Raw genomic sequence first — 20,162 nt, 5'->3', positions numbered from 1 at the left:
CGGACAAATGCGGTAGGACGAGGAATATGAGCAACACGGCAGGCAGGCGCGGTTCTGTTGGACCCGACCGCGGTGATCTGCGGATCTACCTCGGTGCGGCACCGGGCGTCGGGAAGACCTTCGCGATGCTCGGTGAAGCGCACCGCAGGCAGGAACGCGGCTGCGATGTGGTCGCGGGCGTGGTGGAAACCCACGGCCGCGCCCGCACTGCCGGGTTGCTCGAGGGGATCGAGCAGATCCCCCTCCGTTCGATCCAGTACCGGGGATCGACGGCACACGAACTCGACGTGGCCGCGATCATCGAACGAAACCCGAGCCTGGTACTCGTCGACGAGCTCGCCCACACGAACACGCCGGGGAGCACGCACGAGAAGCGTTGGCAGGACGTCGAGGAGCTTCTCGACGCCGGCATCGACGTCGTGTCGACGCTGAACGTGCAGCACCTGGAAAGCCTCAACGATGTGGTCGAGCAGATCACCGGGGTACCGCAGCGCGAAACCGTCCCGGACTCGGTGGTCCGCGGTGCGGAGCAGATTGAACTGGTCGACGTCGCACCGGAGGCGTTGCGGCGCCGGCTGTCCCACGGAAATATCTATGCTGCCGAGAAGGTGGATGCAGCGTTGAGCAATTACTTCCGTCAAGGAAATTTGACCGCGCTGCGTGAGCTGTCCCTGTTGTGGATAGCCGATCAGGTCGACGCGGCGTTGACGAAATACCGCAGCTCACACGACATCACCGACACGTGGGAGACGCGGGAACGTGTCGTCGTCTCGGTCACCGGCGGGCCGGAATCGGAAACCCTGCTCCGTAGGGCCAGCCGTATCGCCTCGAAGTCGAGTGCGGAACTGATGGTGCTGCACGTCATCCGTGGTGACGGTATGGCAGGTGTTTCCGCGCCACAGATGGGTAAGGTGCGCAAGCTCGCGGCCAGCCTCGGCGCCAGCATGCACAGCGTCGTCGGCGACGATGTGCCCTCCACGCTGCTCGAGTTCGCGCGCGGCGCGAACGCCACCCAGTTGGTCATCGGAACTTCGAGGCGGTCCCGCTGGGCCCGCATCATGGATGCGGGCATCGGTGCGACAGTTATTCAGCACTCGGGAAAGATCGACGTGCACATGGTCACTCACGCCGAAATCAGCCGTGGTTGGCGAATCAAGCGACTGGTGCCGACGCAGCGTCGCATACTGTCCTGGGCTGCTGCGGTCATCGTCCCCTTCCTCTCCGCGCTGACGATGCTGCTCGTGGATCCGTACCTCGACCTCGGCGGCGAGAGCGCTCTGTTCTTCATGGTCGTACTCGGAGTGGCGCTCCTCGGTGGTGTTGCGCCCGCAGCGTTGTCGGCACTGATTGCCGGCTTGCTACTCAACTACTTCTTCGCGGACCCGCGACACAGCTTCACCATCGCCGAACCCGACAACTTCGTCACCACGATAGTGCTGCTCATGATGGCAGTCGCCGTGGCATTTCTCGTCGACTCCGCAGCCCGTCGAACAGTTCAGGCGCGCAGAGCATCTCAGGAGGCCGAGTTGCTGACTCTGTTCGCCGGAACTGTTCTGCGCGGCGGCGACATCAGGACGCTGCTCGAGCGGGTCCGTGAAACGTACTCACAACGAGCGGTTTCGATCATCAGAGCAGAGGGCAGCGTCGTGGAATCCGTCGGAGAGGACCCGCCTGCCGAGCCCGACGACGCCGACACGGCAATCGAGACCGCAGACGGTACCTTCACTCTTCTTCTGTCCGGATCGAAGACCGGCGCACACGACCGCCGTGTCCTCAGCGCCGTCGCCAATCAAGCGATGGGGTTGATCAGACAATCCGAACTGGCACTCGAAGCTAGCAAAGCCGCCGGTCTCGCCGAAGCGGACCGCCTTCGGCGCGCTCTGCTCTCGGCCGTCAGCCATGACCTCCGCACGCCCCTTGCCGCAGTCAAAGCGTCCGTGTCCAGCCTGCGCAGCACCGACGTCGAATTCTCACCGGAAGACACCGCCGAACTGCTCACTACCATCGAAGAATCGACCGACCAGCTGACCGGACTGGTCGGGAACCTACTCGATTCGTCGAGACTGGCTGCTGGGGTGATCACACCGAGCTCGACGGTGGTCTATATCGAGGACTCGGTGTCCGCCGCCCTCGCCAGTTCGGCCGCCGCCGGCAGCCTCGATCGGGTGATCGTGGACGTCGATGACGTGGCTGTTGCTGCAGATGCGGGGTTGCTCGAGCGGGTGTTGGCCAATCTGATCGACAATGCGCTGCGTCACGCCCCCGGAACGCCGGTGCGGGTGGGTGCAACGTATGCGGGGAGTCGAGCTCTGATCACTGTGTCCGACAGCGGACCTGGAATCGCGAGAGGTACCGAAGAGGCAGTCTTCGAAGCGTTCCAGCGGTTGGGGGACAGTGACAACACCACGGGCGTCGGTCTGGGCCTGTCGGTTGTTCGTGGATTCGTCGAGGCAATGAAAGGCGCGGTCACCATCTCCGAGACCGCCGGTGGGGGAGTAACGATGACCGTAGAGCTGGCATCAGCGGCATCGCTGACCAATAATGCTGTGGCCCATCATATTACCGATGCAGCAGCTCGTGGATGAGGTTGTCGGTAGGACACGGGTTCTCGTCGTCGACGACGAACCGCAGATCGTGCGGGCGTTGCGCATCAATCTCTCGGCGCGGGGGTACGACGTCGTGACCGCTGACACCGGAACGGGAGCTCTGCGCGCGATTGCCTCCGAGCGCCCGGACGTGGTGGTGCTCGACCTCGGGCTACCGGGACTCGGCGGGCTCGAAGTCCTCGCCGGGTTGAGAGGGTGGAGCGATGTCCCGGTGATCGTGTTGTCCGCACGGACCGACAGCAGCGACAAGATCGAGGCGCTCGATGCAGGGGCGGACGACTACGTCACCAAACCGTTCGGGATGGACGAGTTCCTGGCCCGGTTACGGGTTGCGGTGCGGAGGAGGGTAGCCGTCAGTGGACGAGTGGACCCGATCGTCACCACCTCGACGTTCACCGTGAACCTGGCGTCGAAAACCGTTACTCGGGAGGGGCAGCGAGTACACCTCACCCGGACCGAGTGGGGGGTTCTCGAAATGCTCGCCCGCAACAACGGAAAGCTCGTCGGGCAGAAAGAGCTACTCAGAACGGTATGGGGTCCTGGTCATGATCACGGATCGAACTACCTTCGGATCTACATGTCTCAACTGCGGCGCAAGCTGGAAGTCGACCCCGCGCAACCACGCCATCTGATCACCGAAACGGGAATGGGCTACAGGCTCGTCGAATGAGGTCCATTGCCAACGGTCCGAGATCGACTACTCTGCCCCCGGTTACTGTGACGAGGAGACTCGGATAACAAGGGGTGGGCGATGAGCATCGACAGGGACAGCGGCAGAATGCCGTGGTCGGCGGAAGAATCGCCACGGCCTCGACGGGCACTTCGGCCCGTTGACGACGCGTTCTACATCCCGCCTGCGGGGTTCGAGATGACGGAACCGGGGACGATCCTTCGGACGCGTGAAGTGGACGTGGCCCTTTTCGGCCGTATTGCACAGCAGGTCGACGCCTGGCAATTGCTCTATCGCACCAACGACCTCGACGACGCTCCACAGGCGAGCGTGACCACGGTGCTGCTGCCGCGTGGAAGGAGTGTCGGCAATTCGCCGCTGCTGTCCTATCAGTGCGCGATCGATGCGGTGTCGGATTCGTGCTTTCCCTCGTACGCGCTGCAGAAGGGTGCGAAAGCGTGGGGCGCGGTCCCGCAGTTCGAATTCGTATTGATCCTCCATGCGCTCCGCCGAGGGTGGGCAGTCTCGATTCCGGATCATGAAGGTCCGCATGGACATTGGGGATCCCCCCGCGAGCCGGGGTTCTGCACGCTCGATGCGGTGCGCGCGGCCCTGAGCTTCTTGCCACTCGGACTGAGACGCGACAGTCCGGTCGGGTTGTGGGGTTACTCCGGTGGCGGCCTGGCGTCGTCGTGGGCGGCGGAGATGGCTCCCGAGTACGCGCCGGAGATCAATCTTCTCGGAGTAGCCCTCGGATCACCGGTCGGCGATCCCGCCTCGGCCTTCATCCGGCTCAATGCGAGCGTGCACGCCGGCCTACCCACGCTGGTGGTCGCGGGCCTGCGCCGTACCTACCCGGACCTCGACCGCTTCATCAGGCAACATGTCAGTCCCGCCGGTCTCGAGCTGCTCGACTCGGTGAACGAGCTCACCACCGTCTCGGCGGTGAGGAGACTTGCGCGGCACGACCTGGACGAATACATCGACATGCCCCTTGCCGACCTACTCGCCAGCCCCGAACTGCTCGACATCTTTCAAGCCATCCAGCCAGGGAAAACAGCGCCGACCGTGCCGATGCTCGTCGTCCAGGCAGTGCACGATCAGATCATCGCCGTCGACGACGTCGACGGCCAAGTCGATCGCTACCTCGACCACGGAGCGCACGTGACCTACCTTCGCGACCGGCTCAGCGAGCACTTGTCATTGCATCCGCTCTCGGCTCCGCTGACGCTCGACTGGTTGGAGGATCGATTCGCCGGACGGCCCGTGCCGCCGTCTGGAGTCACCACCGTCTGGTCGACGGCGTGCTCGCTCCGCGCAGCGTTCGGTCTCCTTGCGCTGCTGTGGTCGGCGGTGTTGGTTCTGTTCGGTCGCCGACTGTGAGTGCCCCTTCGGGATCGTTTTCGGCATGCAAAGAGGGCCCCGAGCCACTGACCGTCATGAGAGAAAGAGGGTGTCGACGAGTACGTAGCCTGCGACGGCGAACACCAGGTAGGCGAACCATTGCCGGAGCTTGTCGGCATTGACACGGTTGCTGAGGCGTCCGGCTGCAAGGGAGCCGACAATCGCGGCTGCGGCGAATATGACGGTAAGGGGCCAGTTCTCACCGAGGCCGCCTGCATGAGCGAAAAGACCTGCGGCGGAGTTCACCACGATGACCACCAGTGAGGTCCCGACGGCAACACTCATCTCGATTCCCAACAGCAGCACCAAGGCCGGGATGATGAGGAATCCTCCGCCGACGCCGAACAGTCCGGTGAGAACACCGACACCGAATCCTGTCGGGATGGACCGCGGTGCGCATCGTCGCCAGTCGACTCCGGAATTGTCGGTCCTGCAGGCAGTTCCGAGGTTGTCGTTGGTGCGCAGCATGCGTGTCCCTGCGGCGATCATGACGATTGCGAAGCCGATCATCACGGCGGTATCGGGGAGGTGCCTGCCCACGGCCGTACCTACCAGGGTGCCGATCATGCCGGTGGCGGCGAAGATTGCAGCCAGCCGCCATTCGATGAGCCGTGCCCGCATCTTGGGGATGGCGCCGGTTGCGGACGCGACGCCGATCACCAACAGTGAGGTCGGTATCGCCTCCGATAGCGGTAGGCCGAGGGCGTAGACGAGAACTGGAACAGCCAGGATCGACCCACCGCCTCCGAGGAGACCGAGCAGGATGCCGACTGCGACGCCCAGAATCAGAGCCAGGACCAGTGCCATCAGCGCTGCATTGCTGCCTGGTCGCCGAGTGTGTCGATGGTTGCGTGGAGAGTGATGCTCATGGTGGGAATCCTTCCGGCCGTCGAACTGCGGCAATGGAGTCCGGCGTTGGTAGAGCTAGCGGCGAAACAGCGAGCGGAAGATTTTGTTCCCCATCGGCACCGCCGGTTCAGGTGCACATGTGCACTGGCGAGATGCTGGAACATCTCTCATGACGTCGTCGACGTGGCGACCGCAGCCGGCCCATGTGGTCTTGCCACACTTCTGGCATTTGACGGGGTGACACATATCCGGTCCTGTCTGTCGGGTTTCCTCAAGGATGCAATATACCAGGGGGGGTATGTTGGTACCCCAGGGTATGGGTCCGGGGTCATGAAGTAGCTGTATCTGCCATGCTGCTCAGGTGCCCAAGAAGAGTGCAGGTCTACTGCCGTTTCGACGACGTGGCGACGTCCTCGAGGTGTTGATCGCGCACCCCGGGGGCCCGTTCTGGAGTCGGAAGGACCTCGGCGCCTGGTCGATCGTGAAAGGTGAGTACACCGACGAGGATCCTCGCGACGCCGCGCGACGCGAGTTCACCGAAGAGACCGGCTACGAGCCACCGGAAGAGCTGTCGATCGAGTTACCCGTCATCACTCAGCGCGGCGGCAAGATCGTGACCGTCTTCGCCGTCGAAGCAGACTTCGACCCCTCCGGCGCCGTCAGCAACACCTTCGAGATGGAGTGGCCGCCCAAGTCCGGCACGATGACTATATTTCCGGAGATCGATCGGGTCGAGTGGTTTTCGGTCGCCGAGGCCCGTTCGAAGCTCAATGCGGCGCAAGCGGTCTTACTCGACCATCTCCAGGAAAACTTGGTCGATTGACACTTGCATCCCGCCAGGGAATGGCGTCGGGCAAGTTGGTCACGAACATCGTTTGTGTCTACGCTGCGCACGCACCAAGAGGTGCTCTGTGAAGAAGGGGGAGCGATGATTCACAGTCCTGGTCCACCCACATGTTCTCGATACGCCGCCGCTGCCGCTGCCGCAGTGATGGCACTGTTGCTGACGGCCGGCTGTACTGCCGGGGCCTTGGTTGCCCAACCGGCTCCGACGACGTCGGACGTCTCCGCTGACAGCCCCGACGCACCCGAGGCAGTTGTGCCTGAACCGGTGGAACTTCCTGGTGGTGGTAGACAGCTGTTCCCCGGTCGTCGACTGGTCGCTCTCTACGGGCATCCTGGTTCCCCCGGGCTCGGTGCCCTCGGCGAGCAGGGTCCGGATGCAGCGATCGACCGGGTTCGGCACTTGGCAGCCCAATACCAAGAATTCAGCGATGTACCGGTCGTGCCGACATTCGAGCTCATCGCCACCGTCGCTCACCAAGCGCCTGGGCCGGATGGGGACTACTCCGGTGAGGCCAGTGTGGAGATGTTGCGGCCGTGGGTCGAGAAAGCGCAGCAGGCGGGCGTGTATGTGCTGTTGGATCTGCAGCCCGGTCGGGCCCGCTTCGTCGAGCAGGCAAAAATTTATGCAGAGTTGCTCGAGTTTCCCAATGTGGGACTCGCGCTCGACCCGGAATGGAAGCTCGAGCCCGGCCAGTACCCACTGCAGCGGGTGGGTAGCGTCGATGCAGTCGAAGTCGAAGAGGTGAAAGCCCTGCTCGACGGCATCGTGACTGCAGGTGATCTACCGCAGAAGCTGTTGCTACTGCACCAATTTCAACTTCAGATGGTGCGGGGTCTCGAGCGCGTCGAGCTCTCCCAACCTGGAGTTCAGGTTTTGGTGCATATGGACGGGCAAGGTGGCCCGGCGGCGAAAGAGGAAACCTGGGCTGCCGTCCGAGATGCCCTTCCTCTGGGAACACCATTGGGCTGGAAAAATTTCTACGACGAGGACACACCGATGTTCACGCCCGCGGAGACGATGCTGCGACAGCCGCAACCGCTGATGGTCTCGTACCAGTGATGATGTAGAGACCGGAATGGATATGCCCTGGCAACGGGTTCCGGTGGGCGTACACCGACGACAGGAGTCTGTATGAGTTCATCGACGTTCGTCGACGGAATCGAGGTCATGTGGAGACCCGGATGCCCGTTCTGCATGAGACTCCGCAGCTCGTTGCGCAGGCGCGGTATCGCCACCACGGACATCGACATCTGGTCGGTGCCAGGTAGTGCCGCCCGGGTGCGTGCAGCAACAGGCGGCGACGAAACTGTGCCGACGGTATTCGTCGGAAATCGTGCTCTCGTCAATCCCACTGTCGGACAGATCGTCTCGGCAGTCGAGAGCGAGCTCCCCGGTCGATCGGGGGAGCTGATACCTCGGTCGCCGAACGTTGGAATGTGGAACCGAATTTCGTCACTGTGGAAGCGGGGGTAGTTGTGAATATAGTCCACTCTGGCCCCGGGCCCACCGATCAGGTACCCGGCCCTCGTCGCCTGCGGGTGGTGCATATCCCGACTACTTTCACGCCCCGGATCTGGAAGTGACTTACCTCGTGCGGCTGGCCCAGCAGTGTGGTGGCAACCTCGCATCTTGACGGACCCGGCTGAACCGTGGGAGCGTGCTCTTTACCGAGCGATCGCTCGGTCGGAGTTTTCGAGGAGCATATCTGTGGCTATCGATCTGACCTACTCACCCCACGTCCAGGCCCTGATCGGCACAACGCGGACCTTCGTACGGGACGAAGTCCTCCCGATCGAAGATGAATTCCTCGGAAACTTCACCGACGCAGGTGGCGATGAACTGCGGATAACGATGCAACAAGCAGCGAAGAAAGCGGGCGTGTTCGCGCCCCATGCACCCGTCGAGTACGGCGGAGCTGGCCTGAACATGAGCGACCGCGCACCCCTGTTCGAAGAGGGCGGATACTCGCTCTTCGGACCCGCCGCGCTCAACATCGGTGCGCCCGACGAGGGCAACGTGCACATGTTGGCGCATATTGCCTCCGGAACACAGAAAGAACAGTTCCTGGCACCGCTGGCCGCGGGCGACGTCCGATCGGCATTCGCGATGACCGAACCCGCACCAGGTGCAGGCTCGGATCCCTCGGCGTTGCGGTCCACCGGAATCAAGGTCGACGGCGGCTGGCGCGTCGACGGGCACAAATGGTTCATCACCGGCGCCGACGGCGCCGGATTCTTCATCATCATGGCCCGCACCGCAGGTAAGCCCGGTGACCGCGGAGGAGCGACGATGTTCCTCGCTCCCGCCGACACCGAAGGTATCAAGGTCGGCCGCCACATCGGCACGCTCGACCAAGCGACGATCGGTGGCCACTGCGAGGTCTTCTTCGACAATGTCTTCGTCCCCGACGAGAACGTGCTCGGTGCTGTCGACGAGGGATTCAATTACGCGCAGGTGCGTCTCGGACCCGCCCGCATGACGCACGTCATGCGCTGGCTCGGTGCAGCCAGACGCGGACACGACATCGCTGTCGCACAGGTCGCGCAGCGTGAAGGGTTCGGCTCGGTCCTCGGCGATCTCGGTATGATCCAGAAGATGGTCGCCGACAACGAAATCGACATTGCCGCGACGCGAGCCCTGCTGGTCCAGGCTTGCTTTGCGCTCGATCAGGGCTCGACTGCCAGCAACGAGACATCGATCGCGAAGACATTTGCCGCCGAAGCCGTTTTCCGGATCGTCGACCGCAGTATCCAGATGTGCGGCGGCCTCGGAGTTTCCGACGACCTTCCCCTCGCGCGGCTCTCGCGTGAAATCCGTCCGTTTCGGGTGTACGACGGCCCGTCCGAGGTCCATCGCTGGGCGATCGCGAAGCGGGTTGTCGGTGCCGCGAGAAGAGCAGCACGAGAGGCGAACGCATGAGCGAGCCAGCAGGCATGGACACCCCCGCGCTGAAGAGGTTCCTGTCCGATAGTGGCGTCGAAGTCTCCGGTGACCTCCGTGTCGAGCTGATCAGCGGTGGCCGCTCCAACCTGACCTTCAAAGCCTACGACGACACCTCGGCGTGGGTGGTTCGACGCCCACCCACCAGCGGGTTGACGCCGTCGGCGCACGATATGGCCCGCGAGTGGGCTGTCACGAATGCGCTGCAGAGCACCGAGGTTCCAGTTGCGAAGACCGTTGCCTTCGACTCCGAAGGGGTTGCTCTCGGCGCGCCCATGACCATCGTCGACTTCGATCCAGGTCGGGTCATTCGGACGCGCGCCGATCTCGACGATCTGTCCGACGCCGACATTGCCGCCAACACAGCGGAATTGATCCGGGTGCTCGCGCTACTTCATTCGGTGGACTTCGAGGCCGTAGGACTCGGTTCGTTCGGAAAGCCGGACGGTTTCGTCGGCAGGCAGGTCAGGACGTGGGCACGGCAGTGGGAGTCGGTCAAGACGCGCGATCTCGCTGATGTCGATCGGTTGCGGGACAAGCTGCAGGCCGCGATTCCGTCCAGGTCGGCATCGAGCATCGTGCACGGTGACTATCGGGTGGACAACGTCATTCTCACCGAAGGCGACACCAGTTCCATTGCTGCCGTGGTCGACTGGGAGATGTCCACGCTGGGTGATCCGCTCACCGACGTCGCATTGATGTGCGTCTATCGTCAGCCGATTTTCGACGACGTACTCGGTGTCAGCGCGGCATGGACCAGTGATCGTTACCCGTCGGCGGACGAGTTGGCAGAACTGTATTCGCAAGCAAGTGGAGTCGAGCTGACCGACTGGAACTTCTATACAGCGCTGGCGAACTTCAAGCTCGGCGTCATCGGCGAGGGCATCACCCATCGCGCGCTGGCAGGCTCCGATACCGGTTCAGGGGCGGCAGCTGCAGCGGAAGCGACACACGAGTTCATGGCAGCAGGCTTGCGAGCGATCGAAGGGAAGAACTGATGGCCGGAAAGTCTGCTCTCGTCACCGGCGGATCGCGGGGAATCGGTCTCGGAATAGCTACCCGCTTAGCCGAATTGGGCTACTCCCTCACCATCACTGCGCGAACCAGAGAGGCACTCGACGCCGTCGAACCGACGTTGCGCGCGGCAGGTGCACCACGCGTCGTGAAGACGCGAGCCTGAGCGGGCCTCGGCGCCTGAGGTATCAGGCATTGCCACTTACGCTTGCGCCCAATTCCTTTGCTTCAATGGACCTTTCATACGAAGCAATCGTATGAAAGGTCCATTGAAGCGATCAAGGGGCGCGGAAAATCCGTCCAAAACCCACTCACTGGACTCGACCAATGCCTACCAGGACGCTCACCAGCGCGTCGACCGCAGCCGGGAACGTGTGCTCCGTCGGAGCGGAGTAGCCGACGAGGATGCCGTCCACCTTCTTGCCGGCTGCGTCGGGGTGTCGGAACCGCGAGAGTCCGTCGACGGCGACTCCGACATCGCCGGCCGCGCGGAGCACCGCCGATTCCGTGCCCGGTGGGAGCGTCACCACTAACTGCAAACCCGCGGCGATCCCCAGCGTTGCGGCATGTGGAACTCTTTCTCCGAGAGCATGGATCAGGTGGGCGCGGCGGCGCCGATAGCGCGTTCGCATCGCGCGTACATGGCGGTCGTAACCGCCGGTTGTGATCAGATCAGCCAGAGTGAGTTGGTCGATCACGCCGACGGTCGATTCGCGAACACCCTTGGCCTCGAGGACCGGATCCAGTAGTCGTTCCGGAACGACCATCCAGCCCAACCGAAGTGCGGGAGAAAGACTTTTCGACGCCGATCCCACGTACATCACTCGGTCCGGGTCGAGGCTTTGCATTGCACCGACCGGAGTTCGGTCGAACCGGAACTCGCCGTCGTAGTCGTCCTCCACCACGAGTCCGTCGGTCGTGCGTGCCCAGTCGATGGCGGCAGTGCGCCGTCGAGGATGTAGTGATGACCCAGTAGGGAACTGGTGGCTAGGAGTCAATACCACGACCTGCGCATCCGTGGTCGTGAGTTCATCGGTGGCGCAGCCGTTTCGGTCGACCGGGAGCGTGATCGTCGGGCCGTACTTCTCGTAGATCGCTCGGTGAAACGGGAGTCCGTACGATTCGACTGCGAACGGTGGGGCCGCGACCACGTCGGCAAGGATCTCTGCGGCGTGAGAAAAGCCGGCACACACCACAATCTTGCGTGGATCGGTGACTACCCCGCGCGTGCGCGACAAATAGTCGGCCAGTGCTCGACGCAACTCGATCCGGCCGTGCGGATCACCTGGACCGAATGCGTGCGTCGGTGCAGCAGTTACGGCGCGTCGAGCAGAGGCGAGCCATCGCGACCTGGGGAAGGTTGTGGGATCCGGCCTGCCGGAACGGAATTCGAACTGCGGCCGTATCTCGGCTCGGATGACAGCTCTGGCTTCTTCGTGCGGCAGTCCAGGGCGATGCGCGACGCGGGTGCCGGAGCCTTGGCGTGCCTCCAGCCATCCCTCGGAGACAAGTTCGGCGTAGGTGTCGGCTACCGTGTTTCGCGCAATCGCGAGGTCCTCGGCCAACGCCCGGTAGGACGGAAGTTTGAATCCGGATTCGAGACGACCCGAAGTGACTGCCTCGCGCAGCGCTTCGGACAGTGCTGCTTTACGAGAGCCGTCCGGAGCGAGATCCAGATGCAGGTCGACGGCAGATGGATGTCGATTGACCAGATTTTCGACCACGGAATTGAACCATACCCGCGGTCACCTGGCATCGTAGTGTTCCTGGTATGACAACACGAATCGACTTCGCATCTTCCGATCCTGCAGTCCGCAAGGCTCTGGTTGCACTCGATGCCGCCACCAGAGCGGGAATCGATCCAGCCCTGGCCGAGCTGATAAGGATCCGCGCGTCGCAGCTGAACGGGTGCGCGTACTGCCTGCACATGCACACATCTGACGCACGTAAAGCTGGGGAAAGCGAAGAGAAGTTGGCGCTGGTGGCGGTGTGGCGGGATGCGAGAAATTTCTTCGACGAGAAGGAGCAGGCGGTCTTGGCACTCACCGAATCGGTCACCTTGATCTCGCAAGGTGGTGTCCCCGACGACGTGTACGACCGCGTCGCCGAGTATTTCGACGACCACGGCATTGCCCAGTTGATCGCGCAGATCTTCACCATAAACGCGTGGAATCGCATCGGCATCACAACGCACCTTGTCCCTGGCGTCGACAACAGAACTGCCTAGCCTTCGAGCGCAGGTCAGGTCCCGCAGAATGTCCGGAAGCTCTCCGCGAACAGTTGCGGTGCAGGTTGCGCATAGTCCGAGAAGCCTTCGCGGATGTCGAACGGATGTGTCACGACGTCGAGTAGCTTCTCGAATGGCTCGAGGTCGCCGCCCGTTGCCGCGCGCAGGGCTCCGTCGACGAGATGGTTGCGTGGGATGTACAACGGATTGGTGCGGTCCATCGCCTTGGCTGAGTGGTCATGGTCGGTCAGGACGGACCACCAACGGTCGAGCCACGGCTGGCTGTGTTCGCGCGGGATCAGAGCGTCGAGGGGCTCGGGGTTGCCGCGCAGTTCGTCGGCGAGAGCGCGAAAGGTGCCGGTCCAGTCGGCGCCATGGGTTTCCATGAGCGCGAGCAGATCGTCGACCGATACCCCGTCGAGTTGCTCCTCGGTCAGGTCGAGCTTGGCCGCCATGCCCGTCGCGAAGTGGCGTTCGTACCGATCGAAAAAGGTATCGAGAATTTCCGTCACAGCCGGGATCGCTTGTTCGGGAGTAGGTCCGATGAGCGCGAGTAGCGTCTCGCCGAATCTCGCCAAGTTCCACTGCAGCACAGTGGGTTGGTTTCCGAAGGCGTAGCGGCCACCGTGGTCGATCGAACTGAACACCGCAGACCGATCGTAGGCATCGAGGAAAGCGCAGGGGCCGTAGTCGATGGTCTGGCCGGAGATCGTGGTGTTGTCGGTGTTCATTACCCCGTGTACGAATCCGGTGAGCATCCATCGCGCGACCAGGGACGCTTGTGCCTCGACGACGGCCTCGAAGAATGCCAGGTAGTCCCCGGCAAGATTCGGATAGTGACGGGCGATGGTGTAGTCGGCGAGCAGTTGCACCTGGCCTTCCTGTCGTACCGCGAACTCGAACGTTCCGACGCGAATGTGGCTGGCGGCGACTCTGGCGAGCACGGCGCCGGGCTCGGGGCCCTCGCGCATCACGTCGCGGCCGGTGGCAGTGACCGACAGTGCTCGCGTGGTGGGGACGCCCAGGGAATTCATCGCCTCGCTGATCAAGTATTCGCGCAGCATCGGTCCCGTAGCGGCCAGGCCGTCGCCGCCGCGTGAGAAAGGGGTACGGCCAGATCCTTTGAGGTGCAGATCGACCTGGCCTTGGGCGCTGCCGAGTTCACCGAGCAGCAGTGCGCGCCCGTCGCCGAGCATGGGTACGTATCCACCGAATTGATGCCCGGCGTAGGCCATCGCCACTGGGGTCGAACCCTCGGGAGCTGCTGATCCGGACAGGATGGCCACCCCGTCCTCACCGCGCAGAGCATCGACGTCGAGCTTCAACGACGCCGCCAACTCCTCGTTGAGGACGAGCAGTCTCGGCTCGGGTGCGGACGCGCCTTCCCACGGGACCGCAAGGGCCTCCAACTGGTCGGCAAAGGTGCTGGTGAGGCCTGGAATTGCGTGGAACTTCGGGTGTACGGCCATAACCGAGGGTAACTGTGCGCCGACTCCTTTTCAGGCTGGGTAGGTAACAGCCTGACCGACGACACGGACGCACACGTGATCCCCAGGGATCAGGGTGCTGGCACCGAAGCGCCGGACCGTCACCCGTTCGGTGTCTGTTCCTGTTGCGGTATCCAGGCGGATGCCGAGCAGCATCTCCGATCCGAGGTATTCGACGTCGATCACTCTTCCCGATACGCCTGTGCCGTCCGGAGTAAGTTCTATCTGCTCCGGACGCACCATAATGCGCGCGTCGCCATGAACGCCGTTCGATGTCACCGCGATGTCGCCGAGAGCGCAGCTGGCCGTGCCTTCGGTGACGAACGCTGCCAATACGACGGCGTCGCCGATGAATTGCGCGGTGGGGACGTCGATGGGCGTGGAATATATTTCGCTGGGGGTTCCGATCTGCGCAAGGCGCCCGGCGCTCATCACTGCCACGCGGTCAGCGAACGAAAGCGCCTCGGGCTGATCGTGAGTGACGAGAATCGTGGTGATTCCGGCCTTCTCCAGGACGCCGGCGACAATACGACGCGTATGCGCCCGCAATCCGGCGTCGAGCGCGGAGAACGGTTCGTCGAGCAGCATCAGTTCCGGTTCGCGGGCCAGTGCCCGAGCTAGCGCCACGCGTTGCTGCTGCCCGCCCGAGAGTTGGTCGGGCCGACGGGTAGCGAAAGATGCGTCCAGCGAGACCATTTCGAGCAGTTCGGTGATTCTGGCTGTGGTCCGGCCCCGCCGGGGCAACCCGAATCCGACGTTGGCACCGACGGTGATGTGCGGGAACAGTGCCCCGTCCTGGGCGACGTAGCCTATCGACCGTCGGTGCGCGGGTGTCCACTTTCCCCCTGCAACGACACGTCCGGCGAGTGCGATGGTTCCGGCATCCGGTCTTTCGAATCCGGCAATCAGACGAAGCAACGTCGTTTTGCCACAACCGGATGGACCGACGATCGCGGTGGTGGATCCACTCTCGACGGTGAACCCGATCTGGTCCAATACGGGCGTAGGTCCGAACCTTTTGTCGAGGCCGTGCACTTCGAGTGTGTAGGTCATAGTCCGGCTACCTTCTTCGACTGAGTGAAGAGTACGTAGGTCATGGGCAGCGACAGCACGATCATCATGAATGCGTACGGCGCCGCCCCGGCGTAATCGATTTCGCTGCTCAGTGACCAGAACTGTGTGGCCAGGGTACGAGTACCGGTCGGTGCCAGCAGCAGAGTCGCGGTCAATTCGTTGACGATTCCCAGGAACACCAACGCTCCGCCGGCCGCCGTGGCTGGGGCGGCGAGCGGCAACGTCACTCGGATGAAAGCCGACAGCGGTGAGATGCCGAGCGACTGTGCGGACTCCTCCAGACCGATGGGCGCCTGCGCGAGTCCGGCTCTCAGGTTCACCAGCGCGCGGGGCAGAAAGAGCAGTGCGTACGCCGCGATAACGACGGTGACCGTTTGATAGAGCGGCTGCAGGTAGCGGATGGACACGGTGATGAATGCCAATGCCACCACGATTCCTGGTAGCGAACTCGAGATGTACGTGCAGGCTTCGAGGATGCGACTGAGTCGCCCGCGACGGCGGATCGAAATCCAGGCGATCGGGAAGGCGAGGACGCAGGTCACAACCGCGCCGGCAACACCGAAGCCGACAGTCTGGACCACCGCGGAGCCGAGAAAATCGAGCTTCCAGACCGCGGTTCCGCCGATGACGAGCCAACGGAGGACGCTGACCACCGGTACACCGACGGACAGGACGATCAACGCCGCGAGGAACAACAGCGCGACCATCGAGTTCTTCCAACCGAGTTCGGCGGGGACTGCCCTACGCGCAGCACCAGCGCCGATGCGGGCGTACCGCGCGTTGCCCCGGACGACCGATTCGATCACCAGCAGCGTGAGACAGAGCATCACCAGGACACTGGCGAGCATCGTTGCTGCCGACCCGTTGAACGTCGACTGGTACTGATCGAAGATCGCGGTGGTGAAGGTGTCGAACCGAATGAAGACGAACGCTCCGTACTCGGCGAGCAGGTGCAGGGAGACCAACAGCGCCCCGCCGGCGATGGCCAGCCGCAACTGTGGCACCACGACTTGGAAGAACACGGCCCACGGACCGGCTCCGAGCGCGCGCGCCGACTCCTCTACCGCCGGGTCCAGCCGACGTAGCGTCGCGGCCACAGGAATGTAGACCAGCGGAAAATACGACATCGTCGCGATGAGAACGCCGCCATGCAATCCACCGAGGGATGGAACTGTGCTCACCCACGAATAACTGTTCACGAAGGCCGGTACGGCAAGTGGCGCAGCCAGCAGCACTGCCCAGACCTTGGCTCCGAACACTCGGGTGCGTTCGACGAGCCAGGCAGCCATGACGCCGATGACGATGCAGATCGGCACGGTGATGACGACGAGCAAGACCGTGTTGGTGAGTAGCTCTCCAACTCTGGGTCGGAACAACAATGACGACGCAGTATCGAAGCCCGTGTCGATACTTTCTACGATCACGTACCCGAGCGGGATGATCGATGCGGCCGCTACGACGAGCGCGGCGACGGCCAAGGGCAGCGAGATCCGGCGTCGGGATCTCCCGCGACGCAACGTATTCGACTCCCTCGGCCGTCGCCGGCCGATCAGTTCGAGATTCAGAGCAGGCCGGCTTCCGTCATCAGTTCGGAAACCTGCGGGCTGTTGAGCTTCGCCGGGTCGACCTTCGGCGCCTGCAGATCAGCCAGCGGAACGAGATCCGGGTTTGCCGCGACGTCGCTGCCCACCGTGTACTCGAACGACGTTCCGGTCTGCAGGACGTCCTGGCCCTGTTTGCCGGTGATGAACTTCAGGAACTGTTGTGCCGCATCCTGTTTCGAACTGGACTTTAGGACGCCTCCGCCGGAGACGCTGACGAATGCGCCTGGGTCCTCGTTCTTGAAGTAGTGGAGTGCGACGTTGTTGCTGTTCTCGCCGGTCTTGGCCTGATCCCCGAACCAGTAGTAGTGGTAGATGACCCCGCCCGGGATTTCACCGGCATTGACGGCCTTCATCACCGTGCTGTTGCCCTTGTAGGTGCGGACGTTGTCCTTCATCCCCGCCAGCCATTGCTGAGTGGCGTCTTCGCCTTTCAGCTCCAGCAGCGCGCTTACGATTGCCTGGAAATCGGCGCCCGACGGTGAGGCCGCCCAGCGGTCCTTCCATGCGGGATCCTGCAGATCGAGCAGAGACTTCGGCAGCTGATCCTGCTTCAGCATGTCCTTGTTGTATGCGAAGACGGTGGAACGGGCTGCGATGCCGGTCCACTTGTTGCTCGACGGACGGTATTGGCTCGGCACCTGGTCGAGGGCGTCCTGGTTCACGTCGGCGAACAGTCCGGCGTTCTCCACCAGCGTCATAGCGGGGGAGTTCTCGGTGAGGAACACATCTGCGGGTGACCGATCGCCCTCGGCTACGAGTTGGTTGCCGAGTTCGGAATCGCTGCCGTTACGCAGTTCCACTTCGATGCCGGACTCCGCAGTGAAGGCGTCGACCCACTCCTGCGTCAGCGACTCGTGCTGCGCGTTGTACACGGTGATCTTCTCGGCCGCGCCAGAGTCCGCCTCGTTGTCCGGTCCGGAATTCGAGCACCCCGACATGGTCAACACAGCGGCAGCGGCGAGTGCAACCGCAGACGTCAGTCCGTTTCGTCTTTTCATCGAATGTCCTTTGTCGGCGCAGCGGGACCTTTCCAGCCGTCTATAAAAAATGATGCCATACACAGGGTTGCCATACCTAACGACCAGGGGTGATGAACGCTGGATTCGCGATGTGGTGCGTGTCATCCGAGCGAGGTGACGCGGAGTGGCCCACGTGCCCTGGTCAGAGCCGGCTGATCACACATCGAGCGCAACATCAGCACCCCTGTCCCGGCTGCAATCGTGCATCCTGCTCAATCAAGAAACCAACTATTGCGCTAACTGATGATTGCGAGTTGTGTCGTAGGTAACAGTAAGTTGTAGTGGAGGTGAGGTCATGAACGCGAACAGCAGTGCCGACACGCTCATTCAGATCGTCACACCGGAGGGTAAGCGGACACCCCAGTCGGAGTACAGCGACGCGATCGCGGACGTCACGATCGACACCGTGCGTGAGCTGTACGAGGATCTCGTCGTGGTTCGCCGCATCGACGCCGAAGCGACAGCGTTGCAGCGTCAGGGCGAGCTCGGTCTATGGGCGCCGCTACTCGGTCAGGAAGCCGCGCAGGTGGGTTCGGCCCGCGCTCTGCACTCCGAGGACTTCGTGTTCGCCAGCTACCGTGAACACGGCGTCGCATATTGCCGGGGCGTCGACCCGACGGAGATGCTCCGATTCTGGCGCGGCTCGACACAGTCGGGCTGGAATCCCTACGACTACAACATGACAACGCCGGCCATCATCGTCGGATCTCAGGGACTGCATGCCACCGGCTACGGGCTGGGGATGAAGTTCGACGGTGCGGAAGGCGCTGTCATCACCTACTTCGGCGACGGTGCCACCAGTCAGGGCGACATCTCCGAGGCACTTGGATTCGCTGCCAGTTTCAGTGCACCGGTGGTGTTCTTCTGCCAAAACAACCAGTGGGCGATCTCGGCGCCCGTATCGGTCCAAACTCACATCACCATTGCCGAACGAGGTCGTGGATTCGGGGTCCCGGCCCTGCGTGTGGACGGAAACGATGTCCTGGCAGTGCTGGCAGCTACCCGTATCGCGTTGGCCAGGGCACGCGAAGGAAGCGGCCCGACCCTGATCGAGGCTCTGACGTATCGCATGGGTCCGCACACCACATCCGATGACCCGACGCGGTATCGCTCCGCCGCAGTCGACGACGAGTGGAAGCGTAAAGATCCGATCGAACGGATCCGGTTGCTGCTCGAGCGCGCAGGCGGCGTGGACGAGGAATTCGAAACTCGAGTCCGGGACCGCGCTGACACGACGGCCGCTCAGCTGCGAGCGGGATGTCTCGGCACGATCGAGCCGTCGCCGATGTCTCTTTTCGACCATGTCTACGCCGAACCGCATTCCCTGATAAGCGAAGAGCGGGAACACTATTCCTCCTACCTTGCCGGATTCGAAGGAGCACGGTCATGACCGCAACACTCGCCGCGCCCAGGACGCTCCCGATCGCGCCGAGGACGCTTCCGCTCGGAAAGGCGCTGAACGCCGGGTTGCGCCGAGCCATGGACGAAGATCCGAAGGTGATCCTCCTCGGTGAGGACATCGGAAAACTGGGTGGCGTCTTCAGGATCACTGAGGGGCTGCAGAAGGACTTCGGCCCGAACCGAGTGATCGACACGCCGCTTGCCGAGTCCGGAATCATCGGCATGGCAGTAGGTTTGGCCATTCGCGGTTACCGCCCGGTCTGCGAGATCCAGTTCGATGGATTCATCTATCCGGCGTTCGACCAGATCGTCTCTCAGGTGGCCAAGCTGCACTATCGAACCAGCGGCAACGTCAAGATGCCTATCACCATCCGCGTCCCCTACGGAGGTGGTATCGGTGCCGTCGAGCACCACTCGGAGTCCCCCGAGGGCTACTTCGCCCAGACCGCGGGCCTCCGTGTGGTCAGCTGCAGCAACGCGGCCGACGCCAATACGATGATTCGGCAGGCCATCGCCTCGGACGACCCGGTGCTCTTCTTCGAACCCAAACGTCGCTATTGGCAGAAGGGCGAAGTCGACGTCACGGCATCACTCGACGATGCCTATCCGCTGCACAAGGCGCGCGTCGTGCGCGCAGGCACCGACGCGACGATCGTCACGTACGGACCTCTGGTAACCACCGCACTTCAGGCAGCGGATATTGCTGCAGAGGAGGGACATTCGATCGAGATCATCGACTTGCGCTCCCTCTCCCCACTCGACATGGACACGGTCAACGCCTCGGTACGTAAAACCGGCCGACTCGTCGTGACGCACGAGGCCGCTACCTTCCTCGGTATCGGTGCGGAAGTTGCTGCGCGCGTGCAGGAACATTGTTTCTTCAGCCTCGAAGCTCCGGTACTGCGAGTCTGTGGATTCAGTACTCCGTACCCGCCGGCGAAGCTGGAGGAGCACTTCCTTCCGGATGCCGACCGGATTCTCGACGCCGTGGACCGCGCACTCGCTTTCGGACAGACCTGA

17 protein-coding genes and 1 pseudogene are annotated in these 20,162 nt (G+C 62.9%); 12 read left to right on the top strand and 6 right to left on the bottom strand.

The window, feature by feature from the left end:
- Nucleotides 1–26: 26 nt before the first annotated feature.
- The 3 genes from E5720_RS08785 (at nt 27) to E5720_RS08775 (ending at nt 4,659) form a co-directional block, all read left to right on the top strand.
- Nucleotides 27–2,585: a sensor histidine kinase KdpD gene (locus E5720_RS08785; protein WP_136170346.1), complete on the top strand. Its 2,559-nt coding sequence runs from the start codon at nt 27–29 to the stop codon at nt 2,583–2,585.
- Complete coding sequence (locus tag E5720_RS08780; protein ID WP_136170345.1) at nt 2,566–3,276, top strand: response regulator; 711 nt, start codon at nt 2,566–2,568, stop codon at nt 3,274–3,276. Before E5720_RS08785 ends, E5720_RS08780 begins: the two co-directional genes overlap by 20 nt.
- 81 nt (nt 3,277–3,357) lie before the next feature.
- Nucleotides 3,358–4,659 (top strand): lipase family protein, encoded by a 1,302-nt coding sequence (locus tag E5720_RS08775; RefSeq protein WP_136170344.1) that lies wholly within the window; start codon nt 3,358–3,360, stop codon nt 4,657–4,659.
- Nucleotides 4,660–4,713: 54 nt separating this feature from the next.
- Here E5720_RS08775 and E5720_RS08770 read toward each other — a convergent pair whose 3' ends face one another.
- Entirely contained in the window at nt 4,714–5,487 is a 774-nt protein-coding gene (locus E5720_RS08770; RefSeq protein WP_136170343.1) for a sulfite exporter TauE/SafE family protein, read from the bottom strand.
- 403 nt (nt 5,488–5,890) lie between these two features.
- Here E5720_RS08770 and E5720_RS08765 point away from each other — a divergent pair, with 403 nt between their 5' ends.
- The 6 genes and pseudogenes from E5720_RS08765 to E5720_RS08740 form a co-directional block, all read left to right on the top strand.
- Nucleotides 5,891–6,352, top strand: a complete 462-nt coding sequence (locus tag E5720_RS08765) for an NUDIX domain-containing protein (RefSeq protein ID WP_136170342.1) — start codon at nt 5,891–5,893, stop codon at nt 6,350–6,352.
- Between the two features lie 105 nt (nt 6,353–6,457).
- Nucleotides 6,458–7,435 (top strand): hypothetical protein, encoded by a 978-nt coding sequence (locus tag E5720_RS08760; RefSeq protein WP_136170341.1) that lies wholly within the window; start codon nt 6,458–6,460, stop codon nt 7,433–7,435.
- A gap of 72 nt (nt 7,436–7,507) precedes the next feature.
- Nucleotides 7,508–7,849 carry a glutaredoxin domain-containing protein gene (locus E5720_RS08755; protein ID WP_136170340.1) on the top strand — a complete coding sequence of 114 codons (342 nt, stop codon included), beginning with the start codon at nt 7,508–7,510 and terminating at the stop codon, nt 7,847–7,849.
- Between the two features lie 234 nt (nt 7,850–8,083).
- Complete coding sequence (locus E5720_RS08750) at nt 8,084–9,295, top strand: acyl-CoA dehydrogenase family protein (RefSeq protein ID WP_136170339.1); 1,212 nt, start codon at nt 8,084–8,086, stop codon at nt 9,293–9,295.
- Nucleotides 9,292–10,314 carry a phosphotransferase family protein gene (locus E5720_RS08745; RefSeq protein WP_136170338.1) on the top strand — a complete coding sequence of 341 codons (1,023 nt, stop codon included), beginning with the start codon at nt 9,292–9,294 and terminating at the stop codon, nt 10,312–10,314. The genes E5720_RS08750 and E5720_RS08745 overlap by 4 nt, the downstream gene beginning before the upstream one ends.
- Nucleotides 10,314–10,481 (top strand): annotated as a pseudogene (locus E5720_RS08740) (SDR family NAD(P)-dependent oxidoreductase); the annotation flags it as partial. The gene E5720_RS08745 and the pseudogene E5720_RS08740, both read left to right, overlap by 1 nt.
- A 160-nt stretch (nt 10,482–10,641) precedes the next feature.
- On the opposite strand, the gene E5720_RS08735 reads toward E5720_RS08740, so the two are convergent.
- Nucleotides 10,642–12,054, bottom strand: a complete 1,413-nt coding sequence (locus E5720_RS08735) for a PLP-dependent aminotransferase family protein (RefSeq protein ID WP_136170337.1) — start codon at nt 12,052–12,054, stop codon at nt 10,642–10,644.
- Between the two features lie 47 nt (nt 12,055–12,101).
- On the opposite strand from E5720_RS08735, the gene E5720_RS08730 reads away from it, so the two are divergent.
- Complete coding sequence (locus tag E5720_RS08730) at nt 12,102–12,557, top strand: carboxymuconolactone decarboxylase family protein (protein ID WP_136170336.1); 456 nt, start codon at nt 12,102–12,104, stop codon at nt 12,555–12,557.
- Nucleotides 12,558–12,571: 14 nt separating this feature from the next.
- Here E5720_RS08730 and E5720_RS08725 read toward each other — a convergent pair whose 3' ends face one another.
- From E5720_RS08725 to E5720_RS08710, 4 genes are all read right to left on the bottom strand, one after another.
- Nucleotides 12,572–14,026 carry a protein adenylyltransferase SelO gene (locus E5720_RS08725; RefSeq protein WP_136170335.1) on the bottom strand — a complete coding sequence of 485 codons (1,455 nt, stop codon included), beginning with the start codon at nt 14,024–14,026 and terminating at the stop codon, nt 12,572–12,574.
- Nucleotides 14,027–14,056: 30 nt separating this feature from the next.
- Nucleotides 14,057–15,097, bottom strand: a complete 1,041-nt coding sequence (locus tag E5720_RS08720; RefSeq protein WP_136170334.1) for an ABC transporter ATP-binding protein — start codon at nt 15,095–15,097, stop codon at nt 14,057–14,059.
- Nucleotides 15,094–16,608: an iron ABC transporter permease gene (locus tag E5720_RS08715; RefSeq protein ID WP_210730034.1), complete on the bottom strand. Its 1,515-nt coding sequence runs from the start codon at nt 16,606–16,608 to the stop codon at nt 15,094–15,096. Before E5720_RS08715 ends, E5720_RS08720 begins: the two co-directional genes overlap by 4 nt.
- A 71-nt stretch (nt 16,609–16,679) precedes the next feature.
- Complete coding sequence (locus E5720_RS08710) at nt 16,680–17,720, bottom strand: iron ABC transporter substrate-binding protein (protein ID WP_136170332.1); 1,041 nt, start codon at nt 17,718–17,720, stop codon at nt 16,680–16,682.
- Between the two features lie 316 nt (nt 17,721–18,036).
- Between E5720_RS08710 and pdhA the strand changes: the two genes are divergently transcribed.
- Together pdhA and E5720_RS08700 are read left to right on the top strand one after the other, a co-directional pair.
- On the top strand, nt 18,037–19,131 hold the full coding sequence (gene pdhA, locus E5720_RS08705; RefSeq protein WP_136170331.1) for a pyruvate dehydrogenase (acetyl-transferring) E1 component subunit alpha: 1,095 nt from the start codon (nt 18,037–18,039) through the stop codon (nt 19,129–19,131).
- On the top strand, nt 19,128–20,162 hold the full coding sequence (locus tag E5720_RS08700) for an alpha-ketoacid dehydrogenase subunit beta (protein WP_136170330.1): 1,035 nt from the start codon (nt 19,128–19,130) through the stop codon (nt 20,160–20,162). The genes pdhA and E5720_RS08700 overlap by 4 nt, the downstream gene beginning before the upstream one ends.

Origin of the sequence: Rhodococcus sp. PAMC28707 (genome assembly GCF_004795915.1) — a bacterium.
In the GTDB taxonomy this organism is placed as follows: domain Bacteria; phylum Actinomycetota; class Actinomycetes; order Mycobacteriales; family Mycobacteriaceae; genus Rhodococcoides.
Note: the sequence above shows the minus strand (reverse complement) of the source record. Positions and strands in the feature narration are given on the sequence as shown.

Excerpts from the sequence above, each read along its gene's own strand:
- E5720_RS08785 (WP_136170346.1), top strand. The coding sequence starts at position 27 with ATGAGCAACACGGCAGGCAGGCGCGGTTCTGTTGGACCCGACCGCGGT.
- E5720_RS08780 (WP_136170345.1), top strand. The coding sequence starts at position 2,566 with ATGCAGCAGCTCGTGGATGAGGTTGTCGGTAGGACACGGGTTCTCGTC.
- E5720_RS08775 (WP_136170344.1), top strand. The coding sequence starts at position 3,358 with ATGAGCATCGACAGGGACAGCGGCAGAATGCCGTGGTCGGCGGAAGAA.
- E5720_RS08770 (WP_136170343.1), bottom strand. The coding sequence starts at position 5,487 with ATGGCACTGGTCCTGGCTCTGATTCTGGGCGTCGCAGTCGGCATCCTG.
- E5720_RS08760 (WP_136170341.1), top strand. The coding sequence starts at position 6,458 with ATGATTCACAGTCCTGGTCCACCCACATGTTCTCGATACGCCGCCGCT.
- E5720_RS08755 (WP_136170340.1), top strand. The coding sequence starts at position 7,508 with ATGAGTTCATCGACGTTCGTCGACGGAATCGAGGTCATGTGGAGACCC.
- E5720_RS08745 (WP_136170338.1), top strand. The coding sequence starts at position 9,292 with ATGAGCGAGCCAGCAGGCATGGACACCCCCGCGCTGAAGAGGTTCCTG.
- E5720_RS08730 (WP_136170336.1), top strand. The coding sequence starts at position 12,102 with ATGACAACACGAATCGACTTCGCATCTTCCGATCCTGCAGTCCGCAAG.
- E5720_RS08725 (WP_136170335.1), bottom strand. The coding sequence starts at position 14,026 with ATGGCCGTACACCCGAAGTTCCACGCAATTCCAGGCCTCACCAGCACC.
- E5720_RS08720 (WP_136170334.1), bottom strand. The coding sequence starts at position 15,097 with ATGACCTACACACTCGAAGTGCACGGCCTCGACAAAAGGTTCGGACCT.
- E5720_RS08710 (WP_136170332.1), bottom strand. The coding sequence starts at position 17,720 with ATGAAAAGACGAAACGGACTGACGTCTGCGGTTGCACTCGCCGCTGCC.
- pdhA (WP_136170331.1), top strand. The coding sequence starts at position 18,037 with ATGAACGCGAACAGCAGTGCCGACACGCTCATTCAGATCGTCACACCG.
- E5720_RS08700 (WP_136170330.1), top strand. The coding sequence starts at position 19,128 with ATGACCGCAACACTCGCCGCGCCCAGGACGCTCCCGATCGCGCCGAGG.